Here is a 14537-nt window from a genome sequence, read left to right as displayed (position 1 = left end):
TGTTGTCCTTTCCTCGTCTTCAGATGATTTTTAACCCTTGATCGCACCGATCATAACGCCCTTTACGAAATACTTCTGGACAAATGGATAGATGCAGAGCACCGGCAGGGTGGATACGATAATGGCGCTGTACTTGATGGTCTGTGCCAGATAGATCTTTTTCTGCAGCAGCTCCGGATTCAGATTCTGCGTCTGGCTCACATTGCCCACCGTATTGGTCACCAAAAGGTTTCTTAGGAAGGTCTGCAGCGGCAGCAGGTTCTTGTCATTGACATAGATCAGGGCGCTGAAGAAGTCGTTCCAGTGGCCCACCATATAGTACAGGGCGATCACCGCGATGACCGGTTTGGACAGGGGGAGCACCACCTTGACCAGATACTGCACAGGCCCTGCGCCGTCCAGCGTCGCCGCCTCTTCCAGACTGTCGGGTATGCTGTTGACAAAATAGCTTCTCATAATGATCATGTTGTAAACGGAAAGGCAGCCAGGTATCATCATGGCCCAAACGGTGTCGATCATATGCAGGTTTTTGACCACCAGGTAGCTGGGGATCAGACCGCCGCCGAAATACATCGTGATCATGCAGAGCACCATTAGGATATTCTTGGGCATAAATTTCTTGCGGGACAGCGGATAGGCCATACAGACGGTCATAAACAGGTTGATGACCGTTCCCACTACGGTATAAAAGATCGTATTGCGGTAACCGATCCAAATCTCCTTGTATTTCAGGATCTCAGTATAGGAATCGATGGAAAAACCTTTGGGAAACAGGATAACATTTCCCCGCCACACCTCTCCCGGATCGCTGAAAGAAGCGATGACCACAAACCACAGCGGCCAGGCAAATATGAAAAACAGCAGGATCATGATAACGACGTTGGCCACATCAAACGTCTTATCCGCGCTGATCAGCTTTTTATGCGCCTTATTCGCGGCCCTTTTCTCGATATTCTTCTCCATTTTTATCACTCCTCCTACCACAGGCTCTCATTTGTTGTCCGCTTGGCGATCATATTTGCCGAAATCAGCAAGAACATATTGATCAGAGAGTTGAACAGTCCGACTGCAGTGGAATAGCCGTAGTCGTTGTCCACCAGACCGACCCGATACACATAGGTGGATAAAACGTCGGATGAGCTCATATTCAGCTGGTTCTGCAGCAGGAATACCTTTTCAAAACCTACGCTCATCAGAGAACCGATCTGCAGGATCAACAGCATAATGATGGTCGGTTTAATCGACGGAAGATCCACATGAAAAATTCTCTGAAGCTTGGAAGCCCCGTCCACAATCGCCGCCTCATGAAGCTGATAATCCACGCCAGACAGTGCCGCGATATAAATGATGGAAGCCCAGCCCATGCCCTGCCATACGCTGCTCCACACATAGATGGACTTAAAGTACTTGGCTTCGCCCATGAAGTTCATCGCTTCAAAACCCAGCAGCTCAAGAACTTTATTGATAACACCGGTATTGGGATCCAGAAAAATGATAATCATACCGCTCATTACAACTGTGGATATAAAGTAGGGAGCATAGGACAGCATCTGTATGGTCTTTTTGAATTTTTTCATCCGAAGATAATTGAGCATCAGTGCAAAAATGATCGGAATCGGGAATCCAACCACCAGGCTGTAGACATTGATCAGGATAGTGTTTTTTAATAGCATCACAAATTTATAACTTTTGAAAAAACGTTTGAAATTATAAAGCCCAACCCACGGGCTGCCCCATATTCCATCCGAGACCCTGTATTCCTTAAAGGCCAACTGTATACCGGTCATCGGTATATAACAGAATATGATCAGATAGGTTACCGGAATCAGTACCATCAGGTACAGGGACCAGTTGCCTTTAAAATCCTTAAGCAGGCGGTCGCCGAAGCTTCTTTGGGGCACCGCGGCCAGCAGCCCGCCATTCTGTGCCGCACCCTTTCCTTTCTTATCTCTCTTCATGTTTCCCTCCCGCTTTTCTTCCCGCATCCGGCACATCCTTAAAACCGGCAGGCAGGTCAATGTAAGCTTATTGCTTTAAAGATCTTCCGCGCGCAGGTAACTGCCCGCGCACGGAAGATCAGATACACTTCAATCAGTATGTCTAACACTTTTTTCCATTATTTATTTCTATGGTACGCATCGTTGTAAATCTGGCCATATTCAGCGCCGCCCATGGAATCGAGCTGACTTAAGTAAGAATCCCATGTTTCATCCAGATTCTTCTTGCCTGTGGTAACTTCCGCCAGATATTCCATGATATAATCGGAAATATCGGTATTGATCTCCACGATTCTCTTGGACTCTTCTTCTGTGAGCTTCACAGACGGGAACGGCTGTGCACAGAGGCTGGAGATTCTCTTCTCTTCGCTGCTGCCGGATACATTGGTTTCATCGCGGTACTGATCGTTATAATAAGTCTGAGGCCATGCCATCGGGTTGTAAGCGGAGCCCTGCAGAGTGGTATTGTCTCTTACTGTAGACTCATCTTCACCGTACTCGGTGCCTGTGATATACTCCCATTTGCCGTCTTCTCTCCACTTCCAGGTCTTGTCTTCCACGCCCATAACAGAGAGGATACCGCCTTCTTCGCTGTAGAACTGATCCGCCCATGCGGCTGCGATTTCAGGATTCTTGCACTTGTCTGTGATCACCATAGCGCCTTCCGCAACACCTGCATCGGAGCTCACGCTGTTGTCGCCCCACGGAGTCATTACCATGTAATCATATCCTTCGCTTAATTCAGCACCTACAGTTTCACTGGGTGACCAGCTGTAGAAATATCCGTAGACATCGGAAGGTCCTTCTGCATACTGCTGATCGATGGTCTTGGAGAAGCAGTCCTTATCCAGCAGGCCTTCTTCATAGAATTTAGCCAGCCAGGAAAGGAATTCTTTGTAAGTATCTGTTCTTGCTACATAATCAATTGTGTCTGTTGCAGGATCAAGCACGCAGAAGGTGTTAAAATCCATAGCCATCATGTACTGGAAGAGATAGATCGGAGGCACGGAGTTGTTCGCTTCAAAGGGGATTTCATCCGCTTTGCCGTTGCCGTTGGGATCATTTTCCTTAAATGCCTTCAGCACCTGATAAAGTTCTTCCATATTGGTGGGCTCTTTCATGCCAACCGCATCCAGCCAGCGCATGTTCTGCCATAACAGAATGGTCGCAGGAGACTTGCGGCTCAATGTAGGAAGGGAATAGATGTTGCCGTCTGAAGAAGTGATGTACTGCCATGCATTTCTCTCATCCAGCAGTTTCTTAAGGTTGGGCATATACTGGTCAATCAGGTCGTTTAACGGAATCAGCACACCCTGGAAACCGTATTTCTCAATCTCATTGTGGGTGATAAAGGATTTAAACAGCACATCCGGATAATCCCCAGAGGAAAGGAGCAGTCCTCTCTTCTCGCCCAGATCTGCAGCGAGACAGGATGTAACATCCCATTTTACATTGGTGTTTTGTTCCGCTACCTGGAATGCCAGAACATCCGGCAGCTCCGCTCCCGTGTAGCCTGCGGATACCGCGAACATGCTCATGGTAACCGGATCGGCCAGAGGGAATGTAATTCCTGCCGCTTCTGCAGCCGTAGTTGTTTCAGTTGGAGCTTCTGTTCCTGCGTTTTCCGTGGGCTTCGCTTCAGCCGTGGTGGTAGGAGCTTCTGTCGTTGTCTCTGCCGGTTTGCCGGAGCAGCCCATAAGGGAGCCGATCAGAACCAGTGCCAGCGTTGTTGCCAGAATCCTGTTGTGTCTCTTTCTCATATAGTTTCCTCCTTTTTATTTGCGGCCGCCGGCGTAACGCCGATGGCCTGCGCACATTGTGCGCTTATTTTAAATAACTGCAGTTTCCGGTGGATTCTTCCTTCACTGCAATTTGTGGAACCTGAATAAATAAACTGCCTCCTGCGGGACTTCCGTCCGGAACAGATTGCCGCGCCCTATAAGGCTGCTCTGTTCAAACTCATGTTCCCTGTCCGTGCGGTAAAGCTCCGCTTCGATCCCGCCTTCCTCCCATCCCGATATCCCTTTTACAGCGATATCCAAAGGAATGCTTTTACCTGTCAGATTTATAAACAGCAGCGCGCCCTGTTCCCCGTCTCCGGCAGCCACACGGTAAATCCCGTCCGCCCCGCCTTCCACTCTCACCTGATGTTTCAACCGGTAGAGCTCATTGAAACAGACAAACGCGTAATACGCTTTGAAGACGCTTTTATCGATAGGATTGAACAGCCCGCAGTAGCTGCTGCCCACCCATGCGTCATAGTACATGCAGGCATCGATCGGCGTATCCTGCAGTGCGCACATCATGCCGGCAATCCTGGCCGCATCCTCCGCCGTGCCCCGAAGTGCCGGGCCCGCATTCCATTCATTAAAGATCAGTTCAGTCTCCCGAAGGCCGTATCTGTCAAGTTGTTCCCTCGCATAGCCCGCATACATCACGTTGTCCGCGATATCCGCGTAGCTGTGAAAGGAAAAGAAATCCAGCGGGCAGGAATGCTCCGCCGATGTGATATAGTCCAGGTACTTATGAAAAAACTCCACAAAATACCCGACTCTCGAAGAGGAATGGGCGGTTTCCGAATAATCCGCAGCGCTTAAGGCATAAAATCCGCAGCTGGCATACCCTCCGATCTTGATCTCGGGGAAAGTCTGCTTTAAATAGCGGGATGCCGTTTCATACAGGGCGAAATACTGTTCCATCGTCCCCTTCCACATGGGATTTTCTTCCGGATCAGGCATGTTGTCAGGCTCATTCCAGATCTCCCAATAGCGGATATTGTAATGAAATCCGTTCCCCCAGCCTCTGTTGTAATGCTTTATAATCCCCTCGCAGATCCTGGCCCATTTCAGATTGTCTTTGGGCGGATAGATGTTGTAGGCTTTGATGTACTGAAGATTTTCTATGGAGCAGCCCAGCCGGTAAAAGGGTTCCATCCCATACTTTACCAGTTCCTCCATCAGTCGGTCGGTAAATGCGAAATCATAGCTTTCAATCTTCTCCGGATCCGCGTTAAAGTCCGGAAATACATTTGCGATATCAACATAATGGGCGCCGCCCCAATCGCCTCCCGTATCATGGAGCCTGGAAAACGGGATTCCCGCCTCCTTCATCTTCTGGAACAGACCGGGATTTCCATAGTCTTTCGGGACAAAGGGCGCATTGTTCACGCCGTGCATGGGCTTAATTTCTCCGCAGATATTCTTATAGTCTATTGTGATGTCCATCCCTGTCCCCTCCTTTCTAATGTCACGAGCCGCAGGTTTATGACCTGCGAGCACTTCCGTGTGCTTCCTGTTATTCTGTTTATGATTGCTTTCCGTTCTCCCGGTTCAGCCGCTCTCCGACGGCGCCTCCGGGATGGTTCAGTGCAAACTGCGCTTCCGTATAGCCGGTTTTTTCGATCACCGCGGCCTGCAGCGCATCAAAGATCGCGCACATCACCACAAAGCTGGTCGTCCCCTGGCTGTTGTAACGGTCCGTTTCACGGCCAACGCGCATCGGAAGCACCACCTGCGCCCCCCGCGCCAGTTCGGATTCCAGATTCTCCGTCACCGCAATGACATGGACCTTTTTCTTTAGTGCCGCCTGCAGCATGGGAAGCAGCTCCTGTGTCCCGCCTCCCCGGGAGGCCAGAAAGAGTACATCCCCCTCTTGGAGAAATCCCAGCCCGCCGTGACAGCCTTCGGACGGTGAAATAAAATGCGCAGGCCGGTCCGCACAGCAAAGCAGATGTGTCAGATGCCGACAGGCAATCCCGGTATGCCCGCATCCGCTGGCCGCTATCCTTTCGGCTTCTGCAACCAGTAAAACCGCCTGTTCAAGCGCCTCATAATCCATATAAGAGGCGATCTCATCTATGGCACAGGCTTCCGTGCACCAGGCCCTTTGGACCGTTTCTGTCAGCTCTTTCTCCATTTCCTGCAGTCATCTCCTTCGCCCGGTAATTCCTGTTATTTTCGATCATCCGCCGCCCTTCGGACGGCGCCTATCATTTCGTCAATCATGGCCGCCCGGTCGGCAGCCTTTATAATACCGCTGGAGGAACCGGTAGCCTGTGCTCCGTGGTAAATCACCCGGTAAACATCCTCTCCACAGGAGATTCCCGCGCCCTGCAGCACCAGTATATCCGGGTCTACGCTCTGCACCGCCTCCATGGAAGCTTTCACATAATCCATGCTTCCGGTCTGTCCGGTACCGATCAGCTCAGAGGGCTCCGCAACGATGATATCCGGATGCAGACACGCGATGGCCTTTGCCTCCGCGATGGTATCCGCACACACAATGGTGGCAAGCCCAATCCGCCGCGCCCGCTCGATTGTCTTTTGCAGCACCCCAAGGGTCAGTGGCCTCTCGCAGTGATTCAGCATGACGCCCACCGCGCCGGCAGCCATTACGGCTTCCGGAAGAATATCGGCCAGCCCCCTGCCGGGGGAAAGCGCGTCCATATGCGGCGCATAGACAAACAGCCTCTCGGTGGCTTCCGCCACCCGGCGGATCTCCATATAAGGCGTGGTAAAGATGATATCCACTCCATACTTTTCGGATGCTTTATCCGCGGCCAGAGCCAGGTCAAGGATGTCATCCCCGTAGAGATAGGATTTAGGACCTATCTCAAAGAAAGGAGGAACCGGCACATTTCTTCGTCCCATGGTTATCCCTCTCATTCCCCTACGATCATCACCTGCACCACGCGCTTGCGGGCACGGACCTGATCCCAGTCAATGAAATATGTATATCCGAACTCACCCAGATCCATCTTGCCGTCCTCAATGGCGATGCTCTCCGAACGTCCGAAGAAGCAGGAACGCAGATGCGCGTCCGTATTCAGGCTGGTCCAGGGGCCCGGTTCTCCCACGCTGTCGCCGAACTCCACATGCTTCGGGCCCGGATGCATATACTGATTTTCAACTCTGCAGGTCGGCACGAGTTTTTCCATGATGTTGCAGAGATCCTGCTGCAGATACTCCAGACCGAAATAAGTCTTGTCATGGGAGCATTCCTGAATCATCACGGAGCAGGTGGTATGATGGGAGTAGATGGTCACCATGCCGTTTGTAACACCGGATTTTTTCACGATTTCCGCAACCTGTTCCGTAATATTGTGGAAGGTCGGATGCAGGCCTTCGGACTGCACTTCGAATTTTTCTCTGTAAAATACCATTGTTTTGTCTCCTCTTTTTCTTTTTATGCAAATAAACTATTTGCTTCCTTTATTAATACCGAGGTCAGCAGATCGCCGCCCTCAGGCCCCACATTGGTGGATGCCGGTTCACTGCTGTAAGAACCGCCTAAAACAGCCGCGCGGGTGGGAAGATAATCCGCGTATCCGTTGCACAGCTGCACATGCAGGACTTTTCTTGCCCTGCAGGCCGCCCGTATGCGCAGCCCATACTCCACAAACAGTTCAAACGGCTGTGTCACAATCGCCGTATCCTGCAGCCGCAGCACATGCAGCTCGGCAGGATAAATACTTCCCTTCTGCTGCATCACATACCGATCTGCCACTCCCAGAGGACCGTACAGCTTCAGCTGATCCTCAATTTTCATCCGATTATGCCCATCGAACCGGTCACGGTATTCCTCAATGACTTTCTCCGCCTGTGCATATTCCGCCTCCGTCACGGTTCTAAGCGGAAGGTTCGCATGTACGATGCTGTGCCGGAACACAGGACGGTTATGCCTCATCTGTGCGGCCTGGCGGTATCCTCTCACGACTGCCTCCGCAATCCGTTCTCCGATATCCTCACAGCAGGCGCTCATATCAATGTTGCGGAATACCTCTCCGGCCTGAGCGCTCCACGCTTTAAGTTCCTCTCCGTTATCCTTGCTGATGCGGACCAGATCCAGCGGATTCTGATCACCCGCCGCTCCGCACAGCGGCAAGATAAAAATATCTCCGAGCTTTTCTCTGATATGTTTTCTGGCATAATGCCAGTAATCTGCCGATATAAAATAATGCAGCTCCATCACCTGAGCCGGGCAGGGGACATTGACCGCCGCTCCGGTGAGCTTTCCTTCTTCATCCCAGGTATACAGCACATTTACTGAATGGTCGACTGTTCCTTCAAACCGCAGGAAATCCTCTTTGGAACAGTCCCCATACATCCTGGCCTCTTCGCCGCTCTCAGTTGAAAATACCGGCCGGCGGTTAAATCCGACCACCGCATAATCCTGCGCGGTCCCCACGAACCCTTCACGGCGGCTCTCCCACGCATCCATGATCAGGCGTTCAATCCGCTCCGCCAGATAGTTCTTTCCTTCTTCTCCGCAGAGAATGTTATCCGGCGCCTTAGGTTCCTCAATCCGGTCACGGCCCATATGCCTGATCAGAGTCTCATTGCCCACCACACTGAAACGGCTGGAAGTATGGGTGTGTGTCGCACAAAGGCTCACCCTATCCGGATTCGGCCCACCTTTATCCGCCAGCCTGCGCCGTATCTCACCGGTCAGGAAATCCGGCACGGCCACCGTATCCATGGATACAAAAACAGCCTGCTCCTCCCCGTTTTCCAGCGCTATCGCGGAAGCGGTGATCGGATCGTGCACATATCTGCTGACTCTCACATACATCTGGCCGGCCAGGTAAACCGGTCTGTCCGGTGTTATGTCGGTGTAGGCCCAGCCTATCCGCATTTTTCTCTCCATCATTTCTCCTCATTTACAAAATCGCTGTCAGCCGCCGTATTTATGAAACATCGGTACAAGCGAATCATATAAGTCAATGTAAGCTGCAAAGGCGCTGTCGTAAACCGCCCTGTTTTCCTGTTTCGGCATAAACAAACGTCCGGCGCCGGAAAGCTTACGGGCGGCGCTGTCGATGTCGCAAAAGACACCCGCTCCCACACCGGCCAGGATCGCTGCGCCCAGACACGCACATTCCTTCTCCGGTATCGTCTCCACCTTTTTCCCGATGACATCCGCTTTGATCTGACACCAGATATCGCTCCCGGCTCCTCCTCCCATGGAGTAGATGCCGGATACCTTCTGCCCCAGCCCTTCAATCTGCTCCACATTGCGGCGCAGCATGTAGGCTACCGACTCCAGAATCGCTCTGGAGAAATGCTTTCTTTCATGTCCCAGCGTCATCCCGTAGAATACGCCCCTGGCCCGTGAATTGTATTCCGGATTGCTCGCACCGCTCAAATGCGGCAGCATCAGCAGCCCTTCGCTTCCGGCAGCCGTCTTCTCCGCTTCCCGGTCGATCAGCCTGTAGATATTCTCCCCATCCTGCATCTCCTTCTTAAGAAAACATCCGGCATACCATTTCAGCACCATTCCGGCCGTCTGGGACCATAAAAGTATCGTATATCTGCCTTTCACGGCATGGTTCTGACAGGTCAGCGGGAATCCCTCTCTATAAGGGATAAAATGTTCCAGATTGGCGCTCACCGCCAGGCAGGAACCGGTGGTCTCCGTCACCTCTCCAGGAAATATCTTTCCGGAGCCGACGGCTCCGCAGGTCTGGTCCAATGCGCCCGTCACGACCAGGGTGCCGGGTGCAAGCCCGGTTCCGTCCGCCGCCTGTTTCGTCACAGGTCCCACCGGCTGCCCACAGGCTTTTCTTATGGGGAGCTGGTTCTTCGTGATGCCCAGAAATCCGAGCATTTCTTCCCACCAACAATCCTGGTTGATATCGTACAGAAGGGACGAAGCCCAGAGGTTTTCCTCACAGACACAGCTTCCGGTAAGCCTAAAGATCAGATAATCCTCCAGCAGCATGTATTTCTGTGTCTTCATAAACACATCCGGCCGGTTCTTTCTAAGCCATAAAATCTTGGTCGCCGGCCAGGTGGCCGTCACATCCCCCTGCCCGCTCTTTTCGTATACCGCCCGCCTGCCGAAACGGGAACGGATCTCATCCGCTTCTTTTTCCGAACGGTTATCCAGCCATACGATGGCGTTCATAAGCGGCTGTCCGTCCTCATCCAGACAGATCAAGGTCTCTCCCTGGCTGCTGATGGAGAGCGCCAGAATCTCTTCAGGATTCACTTTGCTTTCCAGGATCAGCCGGTGAAGCAGCCTGCAAAACAGCGTCCAGTAATTCTCCGCCTCATACTCCACCCAGCCGTTTTTCGGGGTGAGGAGGACATATTCCTCTTTTACAATATGTACGGCTGTTCCTTCTTCCGTAAAAAGCGCCATTTTAAAAGAAGTCGTACCCGCATCTATCCCCAGTAAGTAACGCGCCATATTTGTTCTCCTCCGATTTGTCCCGGTGCAATGACCGTGAACACATTCGGTCAGGCATCACAGGATTTCTATATCCGCCAGGCCGCACATAGTCCTGATCAGGTCTGCATGATTTCCATAACTTACAATGGTATGCTGCCCTCCGACCTTAGCCGCGAATTCCTCCACCGTACAGGAATCGGGATAAATTGCAAGGCTTGGCAGCTGCGGCGCCGGGGCATCCCATCCGCATTCCTCCCAGGCAGGCGGGCACTTCGCCTCTCCGGTGTAAAAGTGCATGCCGTATCTTCCCTTGCGGTAAAGGAGTCTGGAGCAGGTCACATATCCCGTTTTTACCTTTGATACATTTAACAGGGAGGAATTAAGCAGTCCAAAGGCCGCCGGCAGCATGGTCACCGGTCCCTCCGCCGCGGCTTCAGGTATAAAATCCGGAACGCCGGCCAGAAGATGATCTTTAAAAAACTCATAATATTCCAAGTAGGGAACGGTCTCTCCGACAGCGAATCCCAGCATCATCTGTGTGGCCGCCCCTAAAATATCGTTTTCCGGTATTACCTGCACTCCGTACATACGGTTCAGCAGCATAAACACCATGGCGGGCGGAAATCCGGCCAGTTTCTTCATGCCGTCCACATCCAGCAGCGTGACCGCATCAAAGCCTCTCTCCTCCACCTTCCTTCCGATAGCCAGCGCATAGCGGACGCCGCGTTCCACAGTTTCATCCACCTGGGAGGTCCTGTTTAAAATACGCCAGCTGACGTTTACATAGTCCTTCCATTTGTCCACTTCAGGCTGGGAGAGCTTATCCAGGTTCTGCACCATCTCCAGCATCTCAAACGGTTCCAGCTCAATGCCCAGCACCGACCGGAGGGACGTACCGTCGCACTGTGTTCCGTAAAGGAGCATATCCCGGTATCCCATGGAGCCGATCTTCGCTCCTCTCATTCTCTGCAGCGCATAGGATGCATTGACAAACGCCTGAATCCTGTCCGCCGGATCGCCCTGATCCATCGAACTGTATATGTAGGAATAACGGTATCCCATTTCTTCAAAAAGAGGCCTTAGCGCTGTGGTTCCGGCCTGATCCGCCGTGGTCACAATATGACCGTTCTCCGTCCAGCCGCACATTCCCCACAGCAGCATCGGAATATGGCGGAAACGGTCAACCGTACGGATCACCGCATGAGAAGGTATCCATCCGGCCACGCAGACGATCAGGCAGCAGATCTTTGCGCTTTCCAGCTTGCTGCCGGCGGCATCCGCCGTCTTATACTCCGGGTCATCCACCACGATACCCGCATCCTCCAGCTCTATATCCATATGGCGAAGCAGCTCCACCGCCCGGTCATGTTTCATCGCCAGACGCTCATACGGCGTATTCACTTCCCCAAAACAGATAAATCCTGCTTTTTTGATGTCTTTCATCTTCCCCTCCTGATTCCGAAGCTTTTCTCCCCCGCTTCTGTTGCTGCCTGCAGAGCCTGTTTTCTTTGTGCAATTTTATGCAATTTTCATCATCCAACGCTCATTTTTATTCTTTTAATATAGTTTTCTCAACCTTCCACCATGACTATATACCTTTTTTGCACATATGTCAATATATAATTGCATATTTTTTGCACATTATTTTTCTATGTTTTTCCCGTTTTTTGTAATAGCAGTGCAATTCATGCGCAATTGAGCTGTTTGGATGTAAATATACCTGATTCCGCCGGTTTTGATATTCTCTATGATCCAATCCGGATGCTGCAAATACTCCCCCTCAGGTATTTTATTCAAAAAATAAATATTTTTTTGCACAAATACTAGTGACTTTTTTCTGTTAATGGGCTATTATAAAGTTATATCATGCAATTTTGCATTCGGAATATACCAAATATCCTCGGTTTTGTCCCCGCATACCGCCCTTGCTGCGGATCGGGAAGCCGCGGAACAGGGGGTAGCCTATGATTACATTAAAGGAAATTGCCGGGATTGCCAATGTCAGTACATCTACCGCTTCACGCGCTCTGAACAATGATCCCAGAATCAGTCCGGAACAGCGCCTTAGGATTCAGAGAATTGCGGACGAACAGAATTATACAAAGCATAAAGCGCGTAGGATGGAAGGAAAGAAAGACAGTCTCTGGGAGGATGTGGGGATCATCGTACCGGAAATCAATTCCGGCTATTACTCCAATCTGGTCCACATCGCATCCGACCATTTTGCCAGGCAGCACTATTCCGTGCTGCTGCGCTTAAGCGGTTTTGATAAGGATACGCTGATACGTCACATACTGGGATTTGAAAAGACGGATATCCGCTGCCTGCTCATTGTAGCGGATGATGCGGAGCAGATCACCGAAGAAGTATATCAGGCCCTGCACCGCACCCGCATCCCCGCCATGTTTATCACCACGCAGTATAACCCGCACATGGATTACGACTCCATCTACGTGGATGAGACCAGGGGAATTCGGACGGGCGTGGAGTATCTGGCAAGCCGGGGTTATACCAGGATCGGTTTTATCGGTGAGGAAATGACGCGCGGCAGGCTGCTGGCATTCCGCCAGGTGATGCGCGAGATCGGGAATCCAATTATAGAAGAGTTTATCCGCATAAGCCCGTCCAGGGCGGAAGAAGGCGGATATGACTGCATGAAGCAGCTGCTTTTAATGCCCAAGCGTCCCGACGCGATCTTCGCCAGCTATGATCAGATGGCGGTCGGCGCGCTCAAAGCCATCGACGAAGAGGGGCTTAAGGTCCCGGACGATATCGCCATCATGGGCTTTGACAACATCATTATGTCCGGCTACATACACCGCGGGCTCACCACAATCGAAAACCCGCTGGAAGATATGATCAGCATCGCTGTGCGCGTACTGATGAGCCGCATGAAAAACGGCGATGCAGTTCCGCAGCAGATCGCTCTGAAGCCGGATCTGGTAATACGCGGAACCACTTAAAAACACTGCGGAACAAAACAGGGGCTGTCACACTGTGTGGCAGCCCCTGTTTTGAACCTCCTGTTTATTCGTGCAGCTTACTGTTTGCCCAGCCCGCATCAATCGCCGCGTTGCAATCCGCATCAATCGCCTCGGCTGCCTCCTGCGGCGTTATGGTTCCGGCAAGCAGTTCATGGATATGTATATAAAATATGTCACGCACCCCGCGCCAATTGGGATTGTTTGCGGTAAAATCCACTGTGTTGGCCATATTGGCAGTATAGGCCTCCTGCATAAAAATATGCCGGCTCACACGTTCCGCCGTAGCGTTGCTGGCCGGGATACCTATCTGTGCATAATTCATAAGTTCCTCGCTGGACATAAAATAGCGAAGGAAATCCTTGGCGATCCGCACCTTCTCCGGGTCCCCATTATCAAAGACCTCAAAGCCAGTGACAAACGATGTATTATAACCTTTCCCGTCCAGGCTGGGGAAATTGGCGATTCCTGCCGAGGTCATATCCTCATTGATCATCGTGGCGCTGTTTGCCATATGTATGGCAAGCTGGTTATTTGCGAACAGTGCGTTACAGTCAATTATCTCCATGTTCTCACAGCCGGGTGGGAAATACCCCTTTTTGTAGGATTCTGCAATCCATTGCAAAGCGGCGATGCCCTCCGCCGTGTTGATGTTAAAACGGCCGTTTTCATCAAAGAAGGCGCTGCCCTTGCTGCGCAGCAGTGTCATGATATGTGTGTCGCCCTGGTCATTCTTGGCGTACATCAGCATGGGGTAGGTCATCTCGGGAAGTTTTTCCGCTAATGCGGACAGGATGTGTTCCCACTCCTCGGGCGTCCAGCTCTGGATCGTATCATCCGCTCCAATGTACTCCGCCAGCCCGCACTGACGGAACAGGTCCTTGTTATAAATAAGCGTGTTTTGAAGGCTGTAATAGGGCAGCATATAAATCTTGCCGTCCACCTGGCTCATCTTCCAAAGTGTATCATCAACGTCGGCCCGTATTTCATCCGTGAGGATATCATCCAGCGGTACTACTCGGCCCGTATGAATATATCCTGCCATGTTGAAATATCCCTCAAATAAAACGTCCACAGCGTTATCCGTATCGAAGCACCCCGCGATATATTCGTCCTCCTCTGTGTAGCCGAATTTTATAACCTCTACCGTAACGTCATTGTCTGTATACTGAGCGGCGAACTCCTTGCCTGCCTGGATCAACACGTCATAAAAATCGGTAATGCCTGTATCAGCGTTGGCCACCGTCAGCGGAGGAAGCTTTACTATCAGCTTACTCGCTCTCTTCTCCGCTTCCCGGGGCGCGCATCCGGCCAGTGCCCCCAGGAATATAAACAGGGATATTCCTCCCATGAGAAGCCGTCTCCATTTTTTCATTTCTGCTCTCCT

At 51.5% G+C, this 14537-nt stretch carries 12 protein-coding genes; 1 reads left to right on the top strand and 11 read right to left on the bottom strand.

All coding sequences use genetic code 11. From position 1 onward, the window contains the following. Window positions 1-30: 30 nt before the first annotated feature. The 10 genes from DWZ56_RS16690 to DWZ56_RS16645 form a co-directional block, all read right to left on the bottom strand. Window positions 31-963, bottom strand: a complete 933-nt coding sequence (locus DWZ56_RS16690; protein WP_118557741.1) for a carbohydrate ABC transporter permease — start codon at window positions 961-963, stop codon at window positions 31-33. A 14-nt stretch (window positions 964-977) separates the two neighbouring features. Continuing rightward, the gene (locus tag DWZ56_RS16685; RefSeq protein ID WP_118557823.1) at window positions 978-1958 is read right to left on the bottom strand and encodes an ABC transporter permease; all 981 of its coding nucleotides are present in this window, start codon (window positions 1956-1958) and stop codon (window positions 978-980) included. 158 nt (window positions 1959-2116) lie between these two features. After that, the gene (locus DWZ56_RS16680; RefSeq protein WP_118557740.1) at window positions 2117-3757 is read right to left on the bottom strand and encodes an extracellular solute-binding protein; all 1641 of its coding nucleotides are present in this window, start codon (window positions 3755-3757) and stop codon (window positions 2117-2119) included. A gap of 102 nt (window positions 3758-3859) precedes the next feature. Continuing rightward, entirely contained in the window at window positions 3860-5221 is a 1362-nt protein-coding gene (locus DWZ56_RS16675; RefSeq protein WP_118557739.1) for a GH39 family glycosyl hydrolase, read from the bottom strand. A gap of 79 nt (window positions 5222-5300) precedes the next feature. After that, the gene (locus DWZ56_RS16670) at window positions 5301-5912 is read right to left on the bottom strand and encodes an SIS domain-containing protein (protein ID WP_118557738.1); all 612 of its coding nucleotides are present in this window, start codon (window positions 5910-5912) and stop codon (window positions 5301-5303) included. A 35-nt stretch (window positions 5913-5947) separates the two neighbouring features. Continuing rightward, a complete protein-coding gene (locus DWZ56_RS16665) occupies window positions 5948-6646 on the bottom strand; it encodes a triose-phosphate isomerase (RefSeq protein ID WP_118557737.1) in 699 nt (232 codons plus the stop codon). A gap of 11 nt (window positions 6647-6657) precedes the next feature. After that, window positions 6658-7158 (bottom strand): YjbQ family protein, encoded by a 501-nt coding sequence (locus tag DWZ56_RS16660; RefSeq protein ID WP_118557736.1) that lies wholly within the window; start codon window positions 7156-7158, stop codon window positions 6658-6660. A gap of 23 nt (window positions 7159-7181) precedes the next feature. Next, window positions 7182-8645: a hypothetical protein gene (locus DWZ56_RS16655; RefSeq protein ID WP_147369442.1), complete on the bottom strand. Its 1464-nt coding sequence runs from the start codon at window positions 8643-8645 to the stop codon at window positions 7182-7184. Window positions 8646-8669: 24 nt separating this feature from the next. Beyond that, entirely contained in the window at window positions 8670-10187 is a 1518-nt protein-coding gene (locus tag DWZ56_RS16650) for a xylulokinase (protein ID WP_118557734.1), read from the bottom strand. Between the two features lie 57 nt (window positions 10188-10244). Then, window positions 10245-11612, bottom strand: coding sequence for a hypothetical protein (locus tag DWZ56_RS16645; protein ID WP_118557733.1), 1368 nt, complete (start codon window positions 11610-11612; stop codon window positions 10245-10247). Between the two features lie 521 nt (window positions 11613-12133). Here DWZ56_RS16645 and DWZ56_RS16640 point away from each other — a divergent pair. Further along, window positions 12134-13132, top strand: coding sequence for a LacI family DNA-binding transcriptional regulator (locus DWZ56_RS16640; protein ID WP_118557732.1), 999 nt, complete (start codon window positions 12134-12136; stop codon window positions 13130-13132). Window positions 13133-13196: 64 nt separating this feature from the next. Here the strand turns inward: DWZ56_RS16640 and DWZ56_RS16635 are convergent, their stop codons facing one another. After that, the gene (locus DWZ56_RS16635) at window positions 13197-14525 is read right to left on the bottom strand and encodes an ABC transporter substrate-binding protein (protein WP_118557731.1); all 1329 of its coding nucleotides are present in this window, start codon (window positions 14523-14525) and stop codon (window positions 13197-13199) included. Window positions 14526-14537: the final 12 nt, after the last annotated feature.

The sequence above is a fragment of the Lachnotalea sp. AF33-28 genome (assembly GCF_003477885.1).
In the GTDB taxonomy this organism is placed as follows: Bacteria; Bacillota; Clostridia; order Lachnospirales; family Lachnospiraceae; genus AF33-28.
This window is presented reverse-complemented; position numbering and strand designations above follow the sequence as displayed.

Bases quoted from the DNA above. Each gene is read 5' to 3' on its own strand.
- DWZ56_RS16650 (WP_118557734.1), bottom strand. From the start codon at position 10,187: ATGGCGCGTTACTTACTGGGGATAGATGCGGGTACGACTTCTTTTAAA.
- DWZ56_RS16675 (WP_118557739.1), bottom strand. From the start codon at position 5,221: ATGGACATCACAATAGACTATAAGAATATCTGCGGAGAAATTAAGCCC.
- DWZ56_RS16685 (WP_118557823.1), bottom strand. From the start codon at position 1,958: ATGAAGAGAGATAAGAAAGGAAAGGGTGCGGCACAGAATGGCGGGCTG.
- DWZ56_RS16665 (WP_118557737.1), bottom strand. From the start codon at position 6,646: ATGGGACGAAGAAATGTGCCGGTTCCTCCTTTCTTTGAGATAGGTCCT.
- DWZ56_RS16680 (WP_118557740.1), bottom strand. From the start codon at position 3,757: ATGAGAAAGAGACACAACAGGATTCTGGCAACAACGCTGGCACTGGTT.
- DWZ56_RS16660 (WP_118557736.1), bottom strand. From the start codon at position 7,158: ATGGTATTTTACAGAGAAAAATTCGAAGTGCAGTCCGAAGGCCTGCAT.
- DWZ56_RS16670 (WP_118557738.1), bottom strand. From the start codon at position 5,912: ATGGAGAAAGAGCTGACAGAAACGGTCCAAAGGGCCTGGTGCACGGAA.
- DWZ56_RS16655 (WP_147369442.1), bottom strand. From the start codon at position 8,645: ATGATGGAGAGAAAAATGCGGATAGGCTGGGCCTACACCGACATAACA.
- DWZ56_RS16635 (WP_118557731.1), bottom strand. From the start codon at position 14,525: ATGAAAAAATGGAGACGGCTTCTCATGGGAGGAATATCCCTGTTTATA.
- DWZ56_RS16640 (WP_118557732.1), top strand. From the start codon at position 12,134: ATGATTACATTAAAGGAAATTGCCGGGATTGCCAATGTCAGTACATCT.
- DWZ56_RS16690 (WP_118557741.1), bottom strand. From the start codon at position 963: ATGGAGAAGAATATCGAGAAAAGGGCCGCGAATAAGGCGCATAAAAAG.
- DWZ56_RS16645 (WP_118557733.1), bottom strand. From the start codon at position 11,612: ATGAAAGACATCAAAAAAGCAGGATTTATCTGTTTTGGGGAAGTGAAT.